The sequence below is a fragment of the Shimia marina genome, from assembly GCF_001458175.1.
Taxonomy (GTDB): domain Bacteria; phylum Pseudomonadota; class Alphaproteobacteria; order Rhodobacterales; family Rhodobacteraceae; genus Shimia; species Shimia marina.
Genome location: NZ_CYPW01000008.1, coordinates 1 through 21,174, shown reverse-complemented (window position 1 = coordinate 21,174; position 21,174 = coordinate 1). Strand labels below are relative to the sequence as shown.

Annotated in this window: 22 protein-coding genes; 17 read left to right on the top strand and 5 right to left on the bottom strand. The window is 59.4% G+C overall.

Translation table 11 applies throughout. The annotated features are described in order from the left end of the window. Window positions 1–59 precede the first annotated feature (59 nt). From SHM7688_RS05745 to ccmI, 4 genes are read left to right on the top strand one after another with little or no spacing between them, the layout of a single operon-like run. Entirely contained in the window at window positions 60–2,060 is a 2,001-nt protein-coding gene (locus tag SHM7688_RS05745; RefSeq protein ID WP_046212145.1) for a heme lyase CcmF/NrfE family subunit, read from the top strand. A gap of 8 nt (window positions 2,061–2,068) precedes the next feature. After that, the gene (locus SHM7688_RS05740; RefSeq protein WP_046212144.1) at window positions 2,069–2,635 is read left to right on the top strand and encodes a DsbE family thiol:disulfide interchange protein; all 567 of its coding nucleotides are present in this window, start codon (window positions 2,069–2,071) and stop codon (window positions 2,633–2,635) included. Further along, complete coding sequence (locus SHM7688_RS05735; protein WP_058239070.1) at window positions 2,632–3,105, top strand: cytochrome c-type biogenesis protein; 474 nt, start codon at window positions 2,632–2,634, stop codon at window positions 3,103–3,105. The genes SHM7688_RS05740 and SHM7688_RS05735 overlap by 4 nt, the downstream gene beginning before the upstream one ends. Next, complete coding sequence (gene ccmI / locus SHM7688_RS05730) at window positions 3,102–4,253, top strand: c-type cytochrome biogenesis protein CcmI (RefSeq protein ID WP_050686135.1); 1,152 nt, start codon at window positions 3,102–3,104, stop codon at window positions 4,251–4,253. The genes SHM7688_RS05735 and ccmI overlap by 4 nt, the downstream gene beginning before the upstream one ends. Before the next feature lie 28 nt (window positions 4,254–4,281). Here ccmI and SHM7688_RS05725 read toward each other — a convergent pair whose 3' ends face one another. Continuing rightward, window positions 4,282–6,411, bottom strand: a complete 2,130-nt coding sequence (locus tag SHM7688_RS05725) for a protein-disulfide reductase DsbD family protein (protein WP_046212141.1) — start codon at window positions 6,409–6,411, stop codon at window positions 4,282–4,284. A gap of 285 nt (window positions 6,412–6,696) precedes the next feature. Continuing rightward, a complete protein-coding gene (locus SHM7688_RS05720; protein WP_046212140.1) occupies window positions 6,697–6,999 on the bottom strand; it encodes a DUF2933 domain-containing protein in 303 nt (100 codons plus the stop codon). Window positions 7,000–7,155: 156 nt separating this feature from the next. Between SHM7688_RS05720 and SHM7688_RS05715 the strand changes: the two genes are divergently transcribed. The 7 genes from SHM7688_RS05715 to SHM7688_RS05685 all read left to right on the top strand — a co-directional run bounded on the left by SHM7688_RS05715 (window position 7,156) and on the right by SHM7688_RS05685 (window position 12,751). Further along, on the top strand, window positions 7,156–7,716 hold the full coding sequence (locus SHM7688_RS05715; protein WP_046212139.1) for a L,D-transpeptidase: 561 nt from the start codon (window positions 7,156–7,158) through the stop codon (window positions 7,714–7,716). Between the two features lie 28 nt (window positions 7,717–7,744). Further along, a complete protein-coding gene (locus tag SHM7688_RS05710; protein WP_046212138.1) occupies window positions 7,745–8,215 on the top strand; it encodes a c-type cytochrome in 471 nt (156 codons plus the stop codon). Window positions 8,216–8,587: 372 nt separating this feature from the next. Continuing rightward, window positions 8,588–9,181: a c-type cytochrome gene (locus tag SHM7688_RS05705; protein WP_040182553.1), complete on the top strand. Its 594-nt coding sequence runs from the start codon at window positions 8,588–8,590 to the stop codon at window positions 9,179–9,181. A 2-nt stretch (window positions 9,182–9,183) separates the two neighbouring features. Further along, window positions 9,184–10,101: a c-type cytochrome gene (locus tag SHM7688_RS05700; protein WP_040182554.1), complete on the top strand. Its 918-nt coding sequence runs from the start codon at window positions 9,184–9,186 to the stop codon at window positions 10,099–10,101. Between the two features lie 43 nt (window positions 10,102–10,144). Further along, window positions 10,145–11,539, top strand: a complete 1,395-nt coding sequence (locus SHM7688_RS05695; RefSeq protein WP_058239069.1) for a multicopper oxidase family protein — start codon at window positions 10,145–10,147, stop codon at window positions 11,537–11,539. Continuing rightward, window positions 11,536–12,018 (top strand): c-type cytochrome, encoded by a 483-nt coding sequence (locus SHM7688_RS05690; protein WP_058239068.1) that lies wholly within the window; start codon window positions 11,536–11,538, stop codon window positions 12,016–12,018. The genes SHM7688_RS05695 and SHM7688_RS05690 overlap by 4 nt, the downstream gene beginning before the upstream one ends. Before the next feature lies 1 nt (window position 12,019). Next, entirely contained in the window at window positions 12,020–12,751 is a 732-nt protein-coding gene (locus tag SHM7688_RS05685; protein WP_040182558.1) for a DsbA family protein, read from the top strand. A gap of 42 nt (window positions 12,752–12,793) precedes the next feature. Here SHM7688_RS05685 and SHM7688_RS05680 read toward each other — a convergent pair whose 3' ends face one another. Beyond that, the gene (locus SHM7688_RS05680; RefSeq protein WP_058239067.1) at window positions 12,794–12,994 is read right to left on the bottom strand and encodes a heavy-metal-associated domain-containing protein; all 201 of its coding nucleotides are present in this window, start codon (window positions 12,992–12,994) and stop codon (window positions 12,794–12,796) included. A 152-nt stretch (window positions 12,995–13,146) separates the two neighbouring features. On the opposite strand from SHM7688_RS05680, the gene SHM7688_RS05675 reads away from it, so the two are divergent. Both SHM7688_RS05675 and cueR read left to right on the top strand, forming a co-directional pair. After that, window positions 13,147–15,657 (top strand): heavy metal translocating P-type ATPase, encoded by a 2,511-nt coding sequence (locus SHM7688_RS05675; protein ID WP_058239123.1) that lies wholly within the window; start codon window positions 13,147–13,149, stop codon window positions 15,655–15,657. A 12-nt stretch (window positions 15,658–15,669) separates the two neighbouring features. Beyond that, the gene (gene cueR, locus SHM7688_RS05670) at window positions 15,670–16,068 is read left to right on the top strand and encodes a Cu(I)-responsive transcriptional regulator (RefSeq protein ID WP_038008399.1); all 399 of its coding nucleotides are present in this window, start codon (window positions 15,670–15,672) and stop codon (window positions 16,066–16,068) included. A 21-nt stretch (window positions 16,069–16,089) separates the two neighbouring features. Here cueR and SHM7688_RS05665 read toward each other — a convergent pair whose 3' ends face one another. Together SHM7688_RS05665 and SHM7688_RS05660 are read right to left on the bottom strand one after the other, a co-directional pair. Then, window positions 16,090–16,854 (bottom strand): MauE/DoxX family redox-associated membrane protein, encoded by a 765-nt coding sequence (locus SHM7688_RS05665; protein WP_012187037.1) that lies wholly within the window; start codon window positions 16,852–16,854, stop codon window positions 16,090–16,092. Window positions 16,855–16,866: 12 nt separating this feature from the next. Further along, window positions 16,867–17,703 carry a DUF305 domain-containing protein gene (locus tag SHM7688_RS05660; protein ID WP_012187184.1) on the bottom strand — a complete coding sequence of 279 codons (837 nt, stop codon included), beginning with the start codon at window positions 17,701–17,703 and terminating at the stop codon, window positions 16,867–16,869. Window positions 17,704–17,882: 179 nt separating this feature from the next. Between SHM7688_RS05660 and SHM7688_RS19335 the strand changes: the two genes are divergently transcribed. The 4 genes from SHM7688_RS19335 (at window position 17,883) to SHM7688_RS05640 (ending at window position 21,111) form a co-directional block, all read left to right on the top strand. Beyond that, window positions 17,883–18,464, top strand: coding sequence for a L,D-transpeptidase (locus SHM7688_RS19335; protein WP_082204816.1), 582 nt, complete (start codon window positions 17,883–17,885; stop codon window positions 18,462–18,464). 125 nt (window positions 18,465–18,589) lie between these two features. Next, entirely contained in the window at window positions 18,590–19,852 is a 1,263-nt protein-coding gene (locus tag SHM7688_RS05650; RefSeq protein WP_058239066.1) for a multicopper oxidase family protein, read from the top strand. A 113-nt stretch (window positions 19,853–19,965) separates the two neighbouring features. Beyond that, the gene (locus SHM7688_RS05645) at window positions 19,966–20,478 is read left to right on the top strand and encodes a disulfide bond formation protein B (RefSeq protein WP_442416241.1); all 513 of its coding nucleotides are present in this window, start codon (window positions 19,966–19,968) and stop codon (window positions 20,476–20,478) included. A 42-nt stretch (window positions 20,479–20,520) separates the two neighbouring features. Beyond that, complete coding sequence (locus SHM7688_RS05640) at window positions 20,521–21,111, top strand: L,D-transpeptidase (protein WP_058239065.1); 591 nt, start codon at window positions 20,521–20,523, stop codon at window positions 21,109–21,111. Window positions 21,112–21,174 lie beyond the last annotated feature (63 nt).

Sequence of the window (21,174 nt, the reverse complement as noted above, 5' to 3'; positions counted from 1 at the left end):
CCGCGGACGCCAAAGCCGTCCGACGCGACGCCCACCGACACTGGATAGGAAAGAACGCCATGGTCCCGGAAATTGGTCACTTCGCACTGGCCCTCGCGCTTGCGCTTGCGCTTGTTCAAAGCGTTCTGCCGATTGCAGGTGCGTCGCGTGGAAACGCCGTCTGGATGAAATCCGCCCAGGCGACGGCAATAGGACAAGTGCTGTTTGTGGCCATCGCCTTCGCAGCGCTGATGCAGGCTTTCATCGTCAGCGATTTTACCGTCAGGAACGTCGTCGAGAACTCCCATTCGCTCAAGCCAATGCTCTACAAGGTGGCCGGGACCTGGGGCAGCCATGAGGGTTCGCTGCTGCTCTGGATCCTGATACTCGCGGTGTTCGGCGCGGGCGTCGCCTGGTTCGGATCGAACATCCCCGCCGAGACCAAGGCGCGCACCTTGTCGGTGCAGGCGTGGATCAGCGTCGGCTTCCTGTCCTTCCTGCTGCTGACGTCGAACCCCTTCGAGCGGGTGTTTCCGCCGCCGCTCGACGGCAATGACCTCAACCCGTTGCTTCAGGACATGGGTCTCGCCATGCACCCGCCGCTCTTGTATTTCGGGTATGTCGGCTTCTCCATCGTGTTTTCCTTTGCCGTTGCGGCTCTTCTGGAAGGGCGCGTCGATCCGGCCTGGGCCAGATGGGTCCGCCCGTGGACATTGGCCGCGTGGGTCAGCCTTACGGCAGGTATCGCTCTTGGATCGTGGTGGGCCTATTATGAACTGGGCTGGGGCGGCTGGTGGTTCTGGGACCCGGTCGAGAACGTGAGCTTCATGCCCTGGCTTCTGGGCACGGCGCTGCTGCATTCCGCCATCGTCACCGAAAAGCGCGACGCGTTCAAAAGCTGGACCATCCTACTTGCCATCCTGACTTTCTCGCTTTCGCTGCTCGGGACGTTCATCGTCCGGTCGGGCCTGCTTACATCCGTGCATGCCTTCGCCGTCGATCCAGAGCGCGGGCTTTACATTCTGGGTCTGCTGGCCGTGTCCATCGGTGGGTCGCTGGCGCTCTACGCCTGGCGGGCGCCCGAAATGGAGCCTGGCGGTCTGTTTCGCCCGATCAGCCGCGAAGCCGGGCTGCTGGTGAACAACCTCATTCTTGCCGCCGCTACCGGAACAGTCCTGTTCGGAACACTTTATCCGCTAATCCTGGAGGCTGTCACCGGGGACAAGATCTCGGTGGGTCCACCTTTCTTCAATGCCGCATTTATCCCGATGATGCTGGCTTTGGTGGTGTTCATGGGTCTCGGTCCATTCCTGTCGTGGAAACGGGCCGATATCGCTGGGTTGCTCGATCGCATTCGGTTCGTAGCCGTGCTGGCTGTCATCGCAACTTTGGCCGCGTGGTATCTTCTGAACGGTGGGCCGATCATGGCCTATCTTGCCATCCTCGGCGCTGCGTGGCTGCTTTTGGCGACTTTACGGGAATGGGCGCTACGCATCCGTCTGTTCGAGGTTTCCTTTGCTGAGAGCGCGAGACGGGCGCGCAACCTGCCACGGGCGTCTCACGGCATGACGCTTGCCCATGCCGGCGTTGCCATTTTGATGATGGGGATGATCGGCTCCAGCGCTTGGAAGAGTGAAGAGATCGTCTTTGCTGCTCCAGGGACCGAAGTTGCGATCGCCGGGTTCGACATCACCTTCGAAGGCGCCGCGCAGGTTCAAGGGCCGAACTACATTGCGGATCGCGGCACCCTTGTGGTCCGCAGGGATGACGAATTGGTCACGACACTGTTCCCGGAACGTCGATATTACCCGGTCGCGGAAAGCCAGACGACGGAATCGGCGATCCGGTCCACACTTGCGGGCGATCTCTACACGTCGATTGCAACGCCAGCCTCGGATCAAGTGAACAACGCCGGAGCATGGACCCTGCGGATCCTCTATGAACCGCTCGTCAACCTGATCTGGATTGGCTCGATCCTGCTGGTGATCGGCGGCTGTCTTTCCTTGTCGGATCGCCGCTTGAGGGTCGGGGCGCCGCGCCGCGCCAAACAGCCTGCCAGCGACGCTGTTCCTGCCGAGTAGGAGAGAAGATGAAACGTCTCATCGCCGGGCTGCCGTTTATTGCAGCAGTCATATTCGGGGGGTTTTTCCTCTGGGGGCTCAATCCCGACCGGGATCCGAACGAAATCCCCTCCGTCCTCATCTCGCAACCGGCCCCGGCGTTCGACCTCGATCCCGTGCCGGGGTTGGAGACACCCGGCCTGGCCCGAAGCGATCTTGTCGGCAACGAACGACCGGTCGTGGTCAATGTCTTTGCGTCCTGGTGCGTGCCCTGCCGCGCGGAACATGCCGTGTTGACAAGATTTGTCGAACGAGACGGCATGCGGTTGTTCGGAATAAACTACAAAGACAAACCTGAGGATGCCGTGAAGTGGCTCAATGACCTCGGCAATCCCTACGAGCGGATCGGGTCCGACCTGTCGGGCCGCACCGGGATCGAATGGGGACTCTCGGGCGTGCCGGAGACCTTCATCGTCGATGGCGATGGCACCGTTTTGTTTCGCTATGTCGGGCCAGTTGTGGGTCCGGACGCTGTTGAACGTTTCACTACAGCCCTGACGCAAGCAGGCGCGCTGCCAAACGGAGCAGGATCATGAGACAGCTGATTTTCGCATTGTGCATCGGGGCGCTTCCCTTTGCTGCCAACGCCGTCGAACCGGACGAAATGCTGACTGACCCGCTATTGGAACAACGTGCACGGGAGATCTCCAAGGATCTGCGATGCGTCGTCTGTCAGAATCAGGACATCGACAGCTCCAACGCGGGTGTGGCCCGGGACCTGCGCCTTCTTGTCCGCGAGCGACTGGTCGCAGGAGACACTGACACCCAGGTGATCGAGTACATTCGGGCGCGGTACGGCGATTACGTGCTGCTCAAACCGCCTCTGGAGCCTGCGACCTACGCGCTTTGGTTTGCGCCGATCGCTTTCGTTCTGATCGGGGTTTTCGTTGGTGGCGGGGTACTGATGAGTCGGCGAAAGCAAGAGGCTTTTGAAGATTTGGGCGCGGAGGATGAGAACACCGTGTCCGAGATTCTCAGACAAAACGAAGCGGGGGATGCGTCATGATCTGGGGTATTTTCGGTCTTCTGACGCTGGTCGCGATCGGAATAGTCCTCTACCCGCTGCTGCTGTCCAAATCGAACACTCTCACCAGAGGAGATGCGGTACCGGCCATCCTCGCCGATCAGATGCAGGAAATCGAACGAGACATGGACCGCGGTTTGATTTCTGAACAAGAAGCTCAAGCAGCCAGACTCGAGATCAAGAAACGGATCCTCGCGACGACCCGCAATTTGGAAGCAAAAGCCGGATCGTCCCGTAGTGGTGGCAGAGGCACTCTTGTTGTCGCGGCGGTCCTCGCGCCGGTTATTGCCGCGGGCTACTATCTGACAATGGGATCGCCGGAGGTGCCTTCAATGGCCTTCGCTGCCCGTGCAGAGGAGCGCGCACAGACTGATGAAGTGACGGCGCTGGCAATACAACTTCGCGAAAGGCTTATATCCGATCCGACCGGCGGCCCCAGCGAAGGGTGGATGCTGTTGGGCCAGACCTATCAGCGCATGGGCAGAACAGTTGATGCTGTCGAAGCATTCGAAGTTGTCGCCAAACGGGAGGATGCCACCTCCGCGACATTCTCCATGCTGGCGGAGGCTGTCGCGGTTGCCAATGATGGCGTTGTTATTCCACGGGCGAAATTGGCCATTGATCGCGCTTTGGAACTTGACCCATCCAATCCTGCGGCAACCTATTTCGAGTCTCTCTACCATCTTCAAAAAGAAGAGACGCGTAAGGCCTACGATCTGCTCGTTTCCCGGCTGAACCAGGAAAAGACGTTCGTGCCCTGGATGGAAACATACGTTTTGCAGATCAACCGGATTGCAGCGGCAGCTGACCTCCCGGTCGTCAATCTACCCAGCGGGCCGACATCCCCACCCGGCCCGAGTGCGGCAGATGTCGCGGCGGCGTCGGAGATGAATGACGCGGACCGCGCGGAGTTCATCCGATCGATGGTCTCGCGGCTGGCCGAGCGTCTTGAGGATGAACCGGACGATCTGGATGGTTGGATGCGGCTGGCAAACGCCTATACGGTCCTTGAGGAGCCCGATCGCGCCGTTGAGGCCTACCGCAAGGCTGAAGCGCTGTTGGAGCAGCAGCCCGCCAGTGATCCTCGGCGTGCGGCGGTCCGTGCCGCGCTTGAGCGGCTCGGCGGCTGACTGCTGGTCGGTGTCCCGCCCGGGCAGGTCACTCCTGTCCGGCAACCTTTGCGGAAACATCCCGACCGCTGGCTTGCGCCAAGGCGTCCATCACGTCTTCGGTTGTTAGCAATTCGGACAGCACAATGCCGTTCGGTGCCGATGGTCCGTAGACGGCATTGAAGGGGATGCCGTATCTGCCGAAACTCTCAAGGTAGCGGGAAATGCGCGTGTCCGGGCGTGTCCAATCTGCCTGCATCGCCGTGACTCCAGGCGCTTCAAGCGCGCTCCGGACTGGCTCCCGGTCGATGACAAGTGTCTTGTTCGCTTTGCAAGTCAGGCACCAGTCAGCGGTCACATCGACAAAAACGACCTCTCCTGCGGACACGCGTTTCGCTATGTCCGAACGATCAAATGCGATCCAAGCCATTGCCAACTGCGGCGTCGAACGCGCAGGTGCTGATTGCTGCAAGAGAGGACCTGCGGCAATGGCCAGGACAAGGCTGGCTATGGCAATAGACCACCTGAACTGGGACTGCACATTCGGGAGAGATAGTATCAGAACGGCGAGACCGGACAACGCCGCGACCGCGATGACAGACACAAGCCCGGCGACACCGTCGAGCACCCAGAACAGCCACACGGCGGTTGCAAGCAACAAGACCCCCATGACGCTTTTGATGATCAGCATCCATCGACCAGGCTTAGGCATGAATGCGACCAGACGCGGGAACGCGGCGATGACGAGATAGGGCAGGGCGAGGCCGAACCCGAGGCTCGAAAAGACTATGAGGATGTCCAAGCCACGCCCGGCCAAAGCAAAGGCCACAGCGGTGCCGAGGAACGGTGCCGAACAAGGCGTCGCCATGACGGCACCGAACATGCCAGTGAAAAAGTCGGCGGAATACCCGTTGCGTCCACCGGCCCCTGCAAGCCGCGTTTGAATGCCGTGTGGAAGGGCGAACTCGAACGCTCCGAACAGATTTGCCGAAAAGACGAGCAGGACAGCGATCATCACCGCAAGAAACAGCGGGCTTTGAAACTGCAGACCCCACCCGACGCTGAGGCCTGCCGTCTGGAGCGCCCAGAGGACGAGCGCCAGACCCCACATGAACGTCATGATGCCGGCGCTGGCAGCGACGAAACCGAACCGGACACGGGTTGTGTCGTGATCGGTGTGTTTGAGCACAGACGACACCTTGATGGACAGCACCGGCAGCACGCAGGGCATCACATTCAGGATCAATCCGCCCAGCAGCGCGATCGCGGCAATCCAGATCAGTTCCATCATGTCCGGTGTCGTGGCGGCCAGCTCAAAGGGTGGTGCTATTCCTTGCGCCACGCGATCCGCGATGATCGTGAAGGCCCGGTTCTCGCCGTCGGTGACGGTAATCGACGGAGCCACTGTCACATCCGTATTCGACGAGAGGATCGGCAAGCGCGCCCAAAGCAAACGATCCTCTTCTCCCAAACGGATATCGGGTTTGCCAAGCGCAACACCCATACCCAGTTCGGGAAACACATCCGGCGACTGGAGTGGTTCATCGACGCGAAGGCTGACGATCAACTCCGTGAGGTCTTCGTCGATGAAGGCATTTGCCTCGCTGACGCCGCTCGTCTTGGCCCCTTCGGGGACGCGCTCGGAAAACGTACCGATCAGCCCAGCCGAAGTGCTGTCGATGACGTTGCCCCGTCCGAGGCGAAGTGACAGGTCAAACTCTTCCGGGACACAGACATTGGAGCACACCAGCAGTTTGACCTGCGCGGAAAGAGTCACAGGTGCGCCGGGATCTTCGAGCGTTATGCGCAGCGGAAAGACGACTTCACCCGCATAACCAAAATTTTCGATGCCGAAGGCGGTGAAGCGCGTCGGGGCGGGCCACATGAATTCGACATCTGCGACGTTTTCGGAACCGCTCCATTCGACCGAAGGCGGTATTCCCACCTCGCCCGCCGACCGCCAATAGGTCTTCCAGTTTTCGTTCAGTTGAAGGTGAAGCCCGGCTGACAGAGTCTGTGTGTTCTCGGGAACGCCGTCCTGTACACTAATGAGATGCGCGGTGAGTGGCGCGCTCTGGTATTCAGCAGAGGTTGCTGCCGCGACACTTCCAGAGACAAGGGCCAGGAGCACGAAGGGAATAAGCAAAACCCGTCGCAGGATCAAAAGGCAATCGATCAAGATACCTGCTTCCTTCCCTTATTTTTACCGCAGATTTCGCCAAGACGGCGGAGGTCGCCTCAACGGAAACCTACGGCAAAACCCTGACGACCATCCGCGCAGTCAACTCGCGCGACGCCAGTCGCAGAAGTTGAAAGATACCGACACCCATCCGGCAGAAGGTCTGACGCTTGCTTCGTGGACACGATAGCGCCGCGATCCGGGCAGTCTTCTAGACTTCCTGCACATCCCCCAAGCAAGAAACCCGACAACAGCAACGCGCCTACGCGTACCTTCCCGCGTACATCACGGCCTGTCGCGGACCACGACTGGAATCGCGGAGGTCATGGGCTCGGTCGTTTCCTCGATAGTATCCTTTGCCTTGTCGGAATGGCACGATTTCCCCATGAATTTGTGCATCGCAAGATGCGCCCCCACGCACAGCAGGAGCGGGGCGAAAGCCGCTGCATTGCCCCACATGCCCGCCAATGTGCCGCCGGCAAGAAAAAATCCCGCAACGGGCAGCAGCATGACGGCGCAACACGCCATCATTCCGTAATGCATGAGCCTGTCCGTGATCGGCTTTTTTCTGTGGTTCTGGTGGTCCATGACACCCTCTTTGTCTCGTTTCCCGCGTCATTTGCGGCCCTCCAGCAGGGTAAGGTCAAGGATACAAATGGATACACTTCTCGCGGCCTTGTCAGGTTGCCAGATGCCGGGTCTCGCGTAAAAGACGTGTGACAAAACCGAGGCTGGGAGTGTGTCATGACGTCTTTGCCGAATAACAAGATTAACCGACGACGCCTATTTGGTTTGGCGGCGGTTGCTTTGGCTGCCCCAAGCGTGGTTCGGGCCGAAGTCATTCGCCGCAATATCTCTTCTTTCCGAGTTCACGAGTGGCAAGACCATTTCGATACGCTTGGAAAGGGTATCATTATCTCGGACACGGAAACACGGGCTCTGCAGCATTGGACAGCAGATGGGTCAATGCGGATCTATCCGACATCCGTTCCTCTGACCGATGAACTCACAAAACGCGGTTATACCGAAGTCGTGGAAAAGCGCAAAAACCCCAGCTGGGCGCCGACGCCCTCCATGCGGGAACGCAATCCAGAATGGCCGGCACGTGTCGAGGGAGGCGATCCTGCCAACCCTCTGGGTACCCGCGCATTGTATCTGTCCTGGCAATACTACCGTATCCACGGAACACAGGACACGCGAAAAATCGGCCGTCGGTCATCAAATGGCTGCATCGGTTTGTTCAACGAACAGGTTGAAGAGCTTTACGAGCGGGTGCCCGTCGGCACTCAAGTCAAACTCATCTGACCCAAGAGACAAGGCGGAAGATACAGGCATGGACAAATTGACCGCGCTTATTGGAGCCGTAGTTATAGCTGGCGGGGGAGTTGCAACTTGGCAGTTCATTTCTGCGGAAGATTCTGCGGAAGATACAGCGATGGGTCATTCCATGACGCCTCCTGACACGAGTAGCATAGAAGCAGGCGACCCAATCGTTCAGGTCCAACTGCCGGCAGAATTCTCGGAGCAAGCCACGATTGGGAAAACCATATTCGAGGCTAAGTGTTCCGAGTGCCATGGAGCAAACGCAGCGGGACAAAACGGGATTGCCCCGCCTCTTGTGCACAAGATTTACGAGCCGAGCCACCATTCAGACATGGCCTTTGTTCTGGCCGCTCAAAATGGCGTGCGTGCGCATCACTGGAAATTCGGTAATATGCCCAAGATCGAGGGGCTGACCCAAGGAGACGTCAAGATGGTGGCTGCCTATGTCCGAGAACTACAGCGGGCCAACGGGATCAACTGATGCGTTGGTCGAAGACGAACAGATGGATCCTGTCGATCGTTTTTGGCCTGTTCCTTGTGGTTCTCGGTGTCCCTGAGGCACCAGCGTTCCATGATAGAGCGTCTTTGGCGCAAGAATCACACAGTCATGAAAATGTGGGGCCATCTACGAGCGAGACCTCTGGTCACTGTCATCCGGGACTCGACTGTTCTGTTCCGGCAGCGTTGTTGTTCCCAGAAACGGTGGTTTACGAGCCTCATTTTATGAACGCCGTCATGCAAGACGGCGCGACCCAACGAACCGAATTGCGCCCCGACAGCGATCCTCCACCCCCACGGAAGTGGGTCTGATTTCACACCCCTCTTAGAGCAGACCCATTAAAGGATCGAAGACATGAAAAAGACGACTATCGCAGCGGCAGTGTTGATTGCAGGAACCGCGGTCGCGGCATTTGCGCATAGCGGTGCCACGGGCATCGTAAAGGAACGCATGGATGCCATGGCCGCCATGGGAAAGGCAGTCAAAACCGTAGCCCCGATGATGCGGGGCGAAACGGCCTATGACGCAGAAATAGTGGGCGATGCAGCGCGCCTGTTCCAGCAGCACGCCGGTGAGAGCATGACAAAGCTGTTCCCAGAGGGCACAGGTGGCATGCCCTCGGAAGCCAAAGACGAAGTGTGGACCGATTGGGACCGCTTCGCAGCACTGGCAAATCAGCTGGAAGAATACTCTGAAGGCCTGAAACGCGCAGCCGACAATGGGCTAGGCGGCATGGGCGGCAATACCTCCACGGATGGCGCCTCGATGATGGGCGGCGGATCCATGATGGGAAGCGATACAACCATGATGGGCGGGAGCACGATGATGGGCAGCGGCGGCATGATGGATGCTGCCGCCATTGCCGAAATGCCCGCCGACGCGGCATTCGCGATGACGACACAGGTCTGTTCCGCATGCCATGAACGCTTCCGGGCGGAAGAAGACTAACCATGCGCCGGTTTTTGAAACTCGTCACCGGGGTCGCCGTGCTGGGCGCGGCCGGCCTCGGCGTGGTGATTGCATGGCCTGTCGGCAGTGCAGTGACTCCGATTGCAACAGAGGGCAATGTCGACCGGGGCGCATATTTGGCGCGCGCCAGTGGGTGCATTGCCTGTCATACCAATTTTGAAGCGGGCGGCGCACCACTTGCCGGAGGGGCGCCGCTCGAAACCCCGTTCGGAACGTTCTATCCGCCCAACCTGACGACCGACCCCGAACATGGCATGGGCGAATGGACGGCAGAACAGTTCGCAAAAGCCGTGCGGCAGGGGATCGGCCCCGATGGAACGCCCTACTATCCATCTTTCCCATATACGTTCTATGCGGATTTTTCTGACCAGGATATCGCTGACCTCTGGGCGGCGTTTCAAACCGTGCCGCCCGTGGACGAACCTGCACCAGAAAACGATGTCAGCTTCCCATTCGATCAACGATGGGGGCTGAAGCTCTGGCGAGCGGCGTTCTTCTACGATCCGGATACCGAACCGGTTGAAGGGCGAAGCGGCGCATGGAATCGCGGACGGGAATTGGTGCGCGGTGCGGCACATTGCGGAGCCTGCCATACGCCGCGCAATCTTGCAGGAGGTCGCGATATCGGTGCTTCCTTTGCAGGCAACGCCCAGCTTCCCGGTGGCAGCAAGGCACCCGCGATACGGCCAAAAGACCTGGCCAAAAATGACTGGACGGTTTCAAACCTCGCTTATGCGCTCCAGACCGGCATCATCCCTTCGGGCGATGCTTTCGGCGGCAGCATGGCGGAAGTGGTTCGCGAGGGAACTCGGTTTCTGACACCTGCCGATCGCGAAGCGATGGCGCTTTTCCTGCTGAACAAGGACACGGTCGAGGCGGAGAACCCCGCGTCGAACTAACACCACGCGGGGGCAACAAGCCCCCGCTTTCTCGAGGATCGAAATGAGACAAACACGTCGGGATTTCTTGCGCCATGCAACACTGGCGGCCTGCGCGGCGGCCATCCCGCGGTCGGCTTTTGCCGCAACCCCGTTCGAGGACGTGGTTGCCAAGGTTGCACGTCAACAGCTTCTTCCGGACACCTACCCGGAAACAGAGATCTGGGGCTATGACGGCCTTGTTCCGGCCCCGGAAATCCGGGTCGCTCAAGGCGATCGGGTGCGCCGCAGGTTCCGCAACGAGGTACCCGATCCCAGTTCGGTTCACTGGCACGGAATCCGGATCGATAACGCGATGGATGGCGTTTCAGGGCTGACCCAAGAGCCCGTGGCACCTGGTGAAACCTTTGACTACGACTTCGTCGTACCGGACGCCGGGACCTATTGGTACCACGCGCATAATCGCTCATACGAGCAGGTCGCGCGTGGTTTGCGCGGTGCTTTGATCGTCGAAGAGGCCAATGGACCGGACATCGACCGCGAGGAAGTCATCGTTCTGGAGGACTGGTTGCTCGATCCCGAAAGCGGGCAGCTTTTCGACAATTTCGAGCAGCCTATGATGATGAGCCACGGTGGACGCATCGGCAACTTTATCACGACCAATGGGCGCTATGACCTGACCTTGTCCGCGAAGCGCAACGAACGCATTCGCTTGCGGATCATCAACGCAGCAAGCGCGCGGATTTTCCCGCTGACGCTCTCGGGGTTGAGTGGCTGGAGGGTGGCCGTCGATGGAATGCCAATCGGCCAACCCCAGCAGATTGACGGCGAGTTGATCCTCGGCCCGGCACAGCGCGTCGACTTAATTGTCGATGTGACCGAAGACGAAGGCGGCGTGGCCCATTTGCTGCGCATCGGCGATGACGATCAACCGACCCCGCTCGTGAGTTTTCCGATCGACGGCACAGCCAGTTCAGTACCAAGAGGCAAGCCACTGCCGTTGCCGCCGAACCCCGCAGCAAACGCCCCGGACCTTGCCGATGCGCGAGATTTGCGACTGGTCATGTCCGGCGGTGCAATGGGGCGGATGCAGTCCGCGTTGCTCGGTGGGGAACGTCTTGGATTCCGTCAGCTTGCCCAAGCGGGCAAATTCTGGGCCCTGAATGATGTCGCCGATATGACCGACACGCCACTGGCCGATCTATCCCTGAACGAGCCGGTGCGCTTGAAGATCGAGAACCAGACCGTGTTCCCACATGCGATGCACCTGCACGGGATGCATTTCCGTGAGCTGCGCCCCGACGGCGCGTTCGGGCCGATGCGGGACACGATCCTGTTGGCCGGCAACGAGTCCCGGGAGATCGCCTTTACGGCAGACAATCCCGGCAAGTGGCTGTTCCATTGCCACATGCTCAGCCACGCCGCGTCCGGCATGACAACCTGGATACGGGTCACATGAGGTATCTCGTTTGGTCCGTTCCGATCACTGTCGCAGCAGCCGCCTTCACGTATTGGCTCTCGACCAGTGCATCCTCGGATGTCGGCAGCGCGTCCAAGGCGGAGAGCTACGACATCGAAGAAGGCGCGTTGCTCTACGCAGAAAACTGCGCGTCTTGTCATGGCGCGGATCTGGAAGGCCAGCCGGAATGGCGAACGCCGGGCGCGGATGGGCGCCTGCCAGCACCACCGCATGATGAGACGGGTCACACCTGGCATCATCCTGACAGCCTGCTCTTCGATTACACAAAACTGGGGGGTGCAACGCTTCTGGCGCGTCAGGGCGTCGAATTCGACAGTGGCATGCCCGGTTTCGCAGACGTGCTGACCGACCAGCGAATTCACAACATCCTGGCCTTCATCCGGTCCACCTGGCCAGATCGCATCCGCGAAGTCCAGGCCGCGCGGACAGAAGCCGACGAACAACGGGGAGAGAACTAAAATGCGTTTCAGACAAGCCTTCACGACGGTCGCGATAGCTGCCTTGCTTCCGCTACCGGCACTCGCCGACGAACTGTCAGAGTCCCGGGTCAAGGAACTTGTGCTGGAAGCAATCCGCGAGAACCCGGAGATTGTCATGGAGGCCGTCGCCATCCTTGAACAAAGGCAGGCGCAAGCGCAGGAGCTCAGTCAGGCCCAAGTTCTGAATGACCAGCGCGATCTGATCGAGAACGATCCGAATGCGCCGGTTCTCGGCAACGCGGAAGGGGACGTCACCGTTGTGGAATTTTTCGACTACAACTGTCCTTATTGTCGGCGGGTCAAACCCGAGGTGCGGGCTTTGATCGAAGACGATCCAAACATTCGCCTCGTCTATCGTGAATGGCCCATTCTCGGAGACGGATCGGTGTTCGCCGCGAAAGCGGCCTTGGCAGCGCGCAAGCAGGACAAATACGAAGAGTTTCACTGGGCGATGATGGGGCTGGAAGGCCGCGCGGAAGAGGCCTCCGTGCTGCGCGTTGCCGAGGAGATCGGCCTGGATATCGCACAGTTGCGCAAGGACATGGAGGCCCCCGAGGTCGAAGAGCACATTGCGACATCCATGCAACTGACCCAAGCTCTGGGCTTTAACGGCACGCCGTCTTTCGTGATCGGTGACGCGCTGGTCCCGGGCTTCGTCGAAAAGGCGCAGCTTGTCGACTTGGTCGAGGAAGCCCGCAAAGTCGAAGACTGAAATTCTGTGCCCGGACCGCCCTTGGGTGGTCCAGGCACTGCATCAAGCGGCCGCAGGTTCCACGTTGTAGCCCGCATCCCGAATGATCGCTAGGACTTGATCGGCTGGTAACACGCTGGCGACACGCACATGTCGGGCAGAAAGGTCACATTCTACGCCTGCATTCGGATCTGCGCTCTTCACCGCGCTTTCGATTGCTGCGGTGCAATGTCCACAGCTCATGTCCGGAACGCTGAACTTCATCGGAACCACTCCTTGATCTGATTTCTGTCGGTGACATGGGGCTTCCCCCCGCTGGAAGGTCAAGTGAAGAAATTTATTTGGCGCCCTCCCATTGACCCTCCAGTAACTGGAAGCCTCATATTCCACTTCGAATGGAAAAACAGGTGACACATATGCCCGAACCCAAACAGATCAGCCTGCCGATCGAAGGCATGTCATGTGCGTCCTGCGTTGGCAGGGTCGACCGCGCATTGAATGCAATCGACGGCGTAGAGGATGTGTCGGTGAATCTTGCATCCGAAACCGCGCGTATGAGCGTGGACGCGCTCAAGCGCGTTCCGGAAATCATCGAAACCCTTCGCGAGCTGGGCTACCCCGCGCGGACGGCCAAGGCCGAACTCACGATTGCAGCCATGTCCTGTGCCTCTTGCGTCGGGCGGGTCGACAAGGCGCTTTCCGCGGTGCCTGGAGTGGTCGAGGTGAACGTCAACCTCGCCTCCGAGACGGCGACGGTGGTTTACGTCGAAGGTCTTGTCACGACATCCGATCTGGTAAATGCAAGCGGCGCGGCAGGGTATCCAGCAACCGTGGCAACGGCCCAAGCCGGTGACGACAGGGTTGCGCGCAAGGAGGAAGAGGCTCAGGCGCTTGCCAAACGGGTCACCTTTGCAGCCATCCTCGCCTTGCCGGTCTTTTTGATCGAGATGGGTGGCCACGTCATTCCGGCCGTTCATATGCTTATCGAGACCACGATTGGTCAGCAGACGAGTTGGCTTCTTCAATTCGTTCTCACGACAATCGTTCTCTTCGGCCCGGGCCGGACGTTTTACACCAAGGGTTTCCCGGCCTTGTTCCGGGGTGCCCCCGACATGAACAGCCTCGTCGCGGTCGGCACCGGGGCGGCTTACCTTTATTCCGTGGTTGCGACATTCGTACCGTCGGTCCTGCCTGACACGCTGCGCACCGTCTATTTCGAGGCGGCAGCGGTCATCGTCGTTCTGATCCTTCTGGGGCGGTTTCTTGAAGCGCGCGCCAAGGGGAGAACGGGCGCGGCCATCCAGAAGCTATTAGGGCTTCAGGCGCGGACTGCACGCGTGATGCGGGACGGAGAAAGCGTCGAGATCGAGATCGATGCGCTGGTTCAGGGTGACATCGTCATCGTGCGCCCTGGTGAACGCATCGCGGTCGATGGCGAGGTCATCGAGGGGACCAGCCGCGTCGACGAAAGCATGCTGACAGGCGAGCCGATCCCCGCTGAAAAAGGTGCCGGAGATACGGTGACCGGCGGGACGGTCAACGGCGCCGGAAGCCTGCAGTTCCTCGCCACGCGGGTCGGCGCCGACACGACCCTGGCGCAGATTATTCGCATGGTCGAAGAGGCCCAGGGCGCCAAACTGCCGATCCAGGGATTGGTCGACCGGATCACCTTGTGGTTCGTGCCTGCCGTGATGGCGATCGCGGCGGCGACCGTGCTGGTCTGGCTGTTTTTCGGGCCTGATCCGGCCCTGACGATGGCGCTGGTCGCCGGTGTGTCGGTGCTCATCATCGCGTGCCCCTGCGCGATGGGGCTTGCGACGCCGACCTCGATCATGGTCGGGACGGGACGTGCTGCGGAAATGGGCGTCCTGTTCCGCAAGGGCGACGCCTTGCAGCTACTTGATTCCGTTGATGTGGTCGCCCTCGACAAGACAGGCACGGTGACCGAGGGGCGACCCGCACTGACTGACCTTGTGCTGGCGGAAGGGTTCGATCGTTCAACAACGCTCTCGAAGATCGCCGCCGTGGAGTCGCTCTCCGAGCATCCTGTCGCGGACGCCATCGTCCGCGCCGCCCGGGGCGACGGCGCCCCGCTTGTGGGGGCCGAAGGTTTCCAGTCGGTCACCGGTTACGGCGTGCGCGCCTTGGTCGAAGGCGCGGAGGTGTTGGTTGGGGCCGACCGCTACATGACGCGGGAAGGCATTGACATCTCGGCATTGGCACCAGAGGAAACGAAGATCGCGAGCAAGGGTCGGACGGCGCTTTACGCTGCCATAGATGGACGTATCGCCGCCGTGATCGGCGTCGCCGATCCGGTCAAACCGGCAAGCCGCGCAGCCATCGCAGCGCTGCACGAAAAGGGTCTTGCGGTTGCGATGATCACCGGGGACAAACGCGAAACCGCCGAAGCCATCGCCCGCGAAACCGGCATCGACCATGTCGTCGCCGGCGTTCTGCCAGACGGCAAGGTCGCGGCGCTCAACAGTTTGCGCGAGGGCGGCAAGCGCATCGCCTTTGTCGGCGACGGGATCAACGACGCCCCGGCGCTGGCGCATGCCGATGTGGGCATCGCCATTGGAACCGGCACCGATGTGGCCATCGAATCTGCGGATGTCGTCCTGATGTCGGGCGATTTGCGCGGCGTGGTGAACGCCTTCGAAGTATCGCGGCGGACCATGCGCAACATCCGGCAGAACCTGTTCTGGGCCTTTGCCTACAACGTGGCACTTATTCCGGTCGCTGCCGGGGTGCTCTATCCGGCCTTTGGGTTGCTCCTGTCACCAATCCTTGCGGCGGGTGCGATGGCGTTGTCCTCGGTGTTTGTCCTGACCAATGCCCTGCGGCTGCGGCGCATCGCGCCTGCGATGGACGAGCAGCGCGCAATCCCGGCAGAGATGGCAGCCGCCACTCCTGCTCCAGCAGAATAACGGAGGTCCGACATGAACATCGGAGACGTTGCCCGACAATCGGGTGTGCCCGCCAAGACGATCCGCTACTACGAGGACATCGGTCTGATCCGCCCGAACCGTAGCGAGAACGGCTATCGCGCGTTCACCGAGAACCATGTTCACAAGCTGGCGTTTCTGGGTCGCGCACGGGCCTTGGGGTTCACCATCGAAGATTGCAGGACGCTCCTGTCGCTCTACGAGGATGAAAACCGCGAAAGCATGCAAGTGAAGGCGGTTGCGGAAGACCATCTGCGCCAGATCGAGGAAAAGATCGCGAAACTGCAATCCATGCGCGCGACGCTCGCCGAACTGGTGGAAAAATGTGCCGGGGATCACCGGCCCGACTGCCCCATCATCGAGGATCTGTCGCCGGAGCGGTTGGCCAAGTGACAGGCAAGAAGGGGCTGTACCTCAGAACCAGATCGCGCGGACCGGCATCCAGATACCCATGAAGATCATCATCAGGTTTTCCGTCAGCGAAATGAACCCCAGCGGGACGGAACTGTCACCGCCGACGCAGGCGCATTTCAGCTCTCTCTTGTCGATATAAACAGCCTTGAACACGCTGACAGCGCCTACCGTGCCGATAAACAGGGCGACAGGCGCCGAGAGCCACAGCAGCGCGCCGGCAGTCATCAGGACACCTGCCAACGCTTCGCCGAACGGGTAGACCTTGCCGTATCGCACCCATTTGCGCGCCAGCAGATCGTAGTTGAGGAACATCGTCGAAAACCCTTCGACATCCTGCAATTTCTGGATCGCGAGAATGGTCATGGACAGCGAAATGAACCATTCGAACCCCCGCAAGGTAAGGACCGACCCGTACTGGTGCCAAGACAGGCCCAATGCCAACAGCGCGGCAACGGAAAAGATCGCGATGACCGGCTGGTAGGTCGTGTCGCTTTGCTCTTCCTCGGGTGGGTCAATGTCGAAAAACACCCTGAGATCATCGTAACCGCCGATCCGTTCGTCCCCGATGAAAGTCTGCGGCGTCGTCTCGACCCCGTGCTTCTCCATGAAAGCATCGGTGTCTTCACGGGTGTCAAGCGGATGGTCTTCCACCTCGAAGCCTTGCCGCTCCAGCAGGTCTTTCGATTTCAGACCGTAGGGGCAGACATGGCCCGGCATGACCATGCGATAAAGCTGCGCGGATTTACTGTCTGTGTCGCGGGGCATGTCCTTTCCTCCTTATCCGCTGCACGTAAGTTGACCACGGAACCCGGCTTCGTAGTCGGTTCCCGCGCTGACGATCAGATCGGTCAGGTCACCGTTCGTCTCTGCGATCTCGGCCGACAGCGGGCCTTCAGAAAATGCATTTTCGCCCTGCGCATTCAGGCGCACCAGATCACCGCTGATCTTCATTGCGGCGGCAGACCCTTCGCCGGTTTCACCAGTCACCAGTACAGCCGGACTGTCCGAGGTGTAAGCAAAGCGGCAATTTCCGCCATTCGGGAACACCGCAGCGATTTCGTCTTCCGTCAGAAACTCAGGATCGACCTTCGACACGACCTCCGTTTGAAGCGCCTGTTGCGCATCCACAACCTGCGCCGGCGTTTCGCTTCGCGTGGCCGATGCTTCGCCGTTTGCTCCAATGTCAGCAATAAGGTAGCGCATTTCGGCGATTTCCTTGTCCTGCGCATAGATAATGTCGTCTGCGAGCCCCCGGACGCGCGGGTCGGTGATCTCGGCACGAGTCGACGTCATGATGGCGATCGAGTGGTGCGGGATCATGGCGCGCATGTAGGACCTGTCCTGCACCGTGAATTGCCCGCGAACCAGCCAGAGGCTCGCCGCGAAAAGGACTATTGCGCCAACGAAAATCGCGATGTTGGCTTTGGTGTTCTGATACATGGACAACATGTACGCCAACATGATCACGGCCATGGTCGCCCCCATCAGGATGGCCATGTAAAGGCGTGTCTCCGAAAAGAAGATATGGCCCCAAAGATAGGTGTTCAGGTACATCAGAACGAACATGACCACGGTCGATGTTCCGATCATCATAAAGAATCGTGAGTAGTGCATTTCCAGTCACCTCCTTGCAGTTCTCTGTAAAACAACAACATTCCAGCGCTGGAGAGTTCCAAAAGCACGAATTTTCGTAGTTTCAAGGCAACAAAGGCGCGTCGTTTGCCCCGGTTCACGGCTTCTTTTCTTTGCCCCTGACGCGCACTGAATTTTCATGGGTCCGAGGAGATCGCGCCATGCAGAATTTCACGAGACGAGAATTGATTTGTGCCGGAGCGATGGGTTGCTTTCTGCCCACAACTGCCTGGGCCCACAAAGTCAAATTGCCCGAACGGTTCGAACCACAATTGGTAAACACCCGTCGTGGTGACTGGGTTAAAGGCGATGTCCACGTCGTTCCCGACGATTTTTTCCTTTATTTCATGCTCGAGGACGGGATGGCGATCCGCTACGGGGTCGGGGTAGGGCGCAAAGGTTTGTACGAACCCGGAGAGTTCACGGTAGCGCGCAAGGCCAAATGGCCATGGTGGCGGCCAACGAACGCCATGATCCGGCGCGAGCCACGCAAATACGCAAAGTACAAGGATGGACTGAAAGGCGGGCCAAACAACCCGCTCGGGGCCCGCGCGCTCTATCTCTACGATGCCGAGGGACGCGATACCTATCTTCGCATTCATGGAACGAACGCCCCGGAGACAATTGGGTCTGCCGTGTCGAATGGATGCGCGCGGTTGACGAATGAACATGTGAAGAATCTGTACGAACGCGTTGAAATCGGCGCCCGCGTCTTCCTGTATCCCAAAGTGACAACGGCGTGAGGAGTGTTCTGTCGCCTTGAAGTTCCTCTTCCGGAAATGGCACAAGTGCGGCAGTTGGCGAAAGCCAGTCTATCATTCATGAGGTGACGGAATTGTCTTTGAGCCGGAGGTCTTTCCTTGGCGGGATGACCGTTGCGCTGGCTGGTACCCGCTTGCCAGCAGCGACACACGAGTTGATCCTCGCGCCCCAATCGATCAAGGCGCACCTTGCTGGGTACGACGTGTCGATGTTGGGCTTCAACGGTGGTCTGCCGGGCCCAGAAGTCAGAATGCGACAAGGACAAACCGCCCGCATTACCCTCGATAACCGATTGGAGGAGGGCGCTCTCGTTCACTGGCATGGGTTGCGGGTTCCAAATCGGATGGATGGTGTCAACGTCCTCACTCAGGATGTGGTCATTCCGGGCGACTCGTATCGTTATCAATTCGGCGTCCCGGATGCCGGCACGTATTGGTATCACTCGCATTACCTGTCTTACGATCAGGTCAGCCGCGGTCTTTTCGGCGCCTTCATCGTCGAGGAGCAAAATGCGCCGGCTGTCGACCATGACATCGTTGTTCAGTTCTTCGATGTCTTGCTGGATCAGTCCGGGCAGTACGACGAAGCGTTCAACCCGGCCCATTTCGCAACCGAGGGCCGTATCGGCAATACGGTCACGGCACTTGTTTTCAATGGAACCGGCAAGACTGTGAAACGAGGCGACCGTCTGCGACTGCGTCTCATAAATCCCTCTATCGACAGGGTGCACCGTGTCGGCCTGGATGGTTTGATAGGCAAGATCGTTGCACTGGATGGCATGCCTCTGGCGCATCCTCGGACGCTCGAACCGATCCTTCTCGCTCCGGGGCAAAGATGCGATGTGATTGGTGATGCGACCGGGCCTATTAGATTCGACGACAGCTTTGGAGAACAGACGTTGAGCCTTGGCGAAATCGCTGTTTCCGGTTCCCGTGAGCCCGCGAAAGCGCCCATCACCGCATTGCCCGCCAACCGAATGCCCGCCCCGAAAGACCCCGGCCAAACCGCGGAGCTGGTGCTCCAGGGAGGTGCGGGAAGCGCGTCCCACAACGGCACAGGGACATGGGCGCTCAATGACGTATCCGGCCTGCCTCGAAGGCCTTTCCTATCCGCCGCGCAGGGGACGACCGCGCGCATTTCGATCCGCAACGAAACCGGGTTCCCACACGTCATGCATCTGCATGGCCACCATTTCTGGGAACTCGATGCGGCGGGTGAAGCCGGTCCATACCGGGACTCGACCTATCTGGATACCGGCGAGACGCGGGATATTCTCGTCGTCCTGGACAATCCGGGATCGTGGATGCTGCATTGCCACATGTTGAGCCACCAGGCCGACGGTATGGCAACGTGGATCAGAGTCGGCTGAGGGTCGCGACGGATACATACCGTTACAAATCTCTGAATGATAACAGCCCTTCTGCCGTTTACGTAACCTGACAAGCGAGAAACAGGTCCATCGATTGCCAACGGGAGCGTTCATTGACCCTGACACCAAAATCTCTCGGCATGACTGCGGCGGCAGGATCAGCCGCCTTGCTGTTAGGGGCCTTCGTTTTCCAGGCTCTTGGCTACGCGCCTTGCGCAATGTGCATCTGGCAACGCTACCCACACGCAATCGCCATTGGAATGGGCGCTCTGTTGCTCTTTGCTCTGCCGATTTTGCCAATCCTGATAATCGGTGCCCTGTCGGAACTCAGCACATCCGCGTTGGGAGTGTTTCATACCGGTGTCGAGCGCGGCTGGTGGGAGGGACCGACTTCTTGCACGGGATCCGGCCTCGATGTTTCCCAAATGTCGGTATCGGAATTGCTGCCCTCTGCCAGTTCAAATGCGTCCAATCTTGTTCTGTGCAGTGAGGTTGTCTGGGAATTTCTGACGTTGTCCATGGCGAGTTGGAACGCGATCCTAAGCGGTGTCCTTGCTTGCCTCTGGTTGGTCGCGATCGCAAGACATCAAAAGGTTCGGTGGCATGGGGTCGCGGACGTTTCTTGAATCGTCCCGCATTCATCGAAAACAAACAAAGGGCTTCGCTTCATGGTTACAAGACGACACTTCCTTGCACTTTCCGGCTCGCTGTTTTCAGCTTCTCTGAGTTCGCCAGCATTCGCTAAGACCTGGCCGTCAACAGCCGAAAAAGCAGCTTGGGATGCGCAGATCACGCCCGCCAACTATGACCCGGCAACAACCAACCCATGGGGGCTGCATCCCAGGCTGCTGCCGCAACGCGTTTTGGCGAATGACGGTTTGCGCCCGGGTGACATTCACGTCGATGCGATCGCGCGCTATCTGTACCATATCGAGGAAGGTGGCACCGCGATGCGATACGGGGTGGCGATTGCCAAGGGCGATCTCTATGAACCCGGCACCTATACGATCCGCCGAAAGGTCGAATGGCCGCACTGGACGCCAACGCAGTCAATGATCGAACGCGATCCGGAGGCTTACGAGCGGTTTGCCGACGGTATGGAGCCCGGCCCCAACAATGCCTTGGGCAGCAGGGCTTTGTATCTATTCGTCGGAGATCGGGATACGTACCTTCGAATTCACGGAACGCCGAGCCCTCGCAGCATTGGCGGCCGGGCCAGTTCGGGATGCGGGGGTCTGTTCCGGCTGGGGGCAGAATGACACCTTAAGGCCGGATGTCAGCGATTTTTCCATCTGTATTCACCTGTGAGCAAGATATGTGCC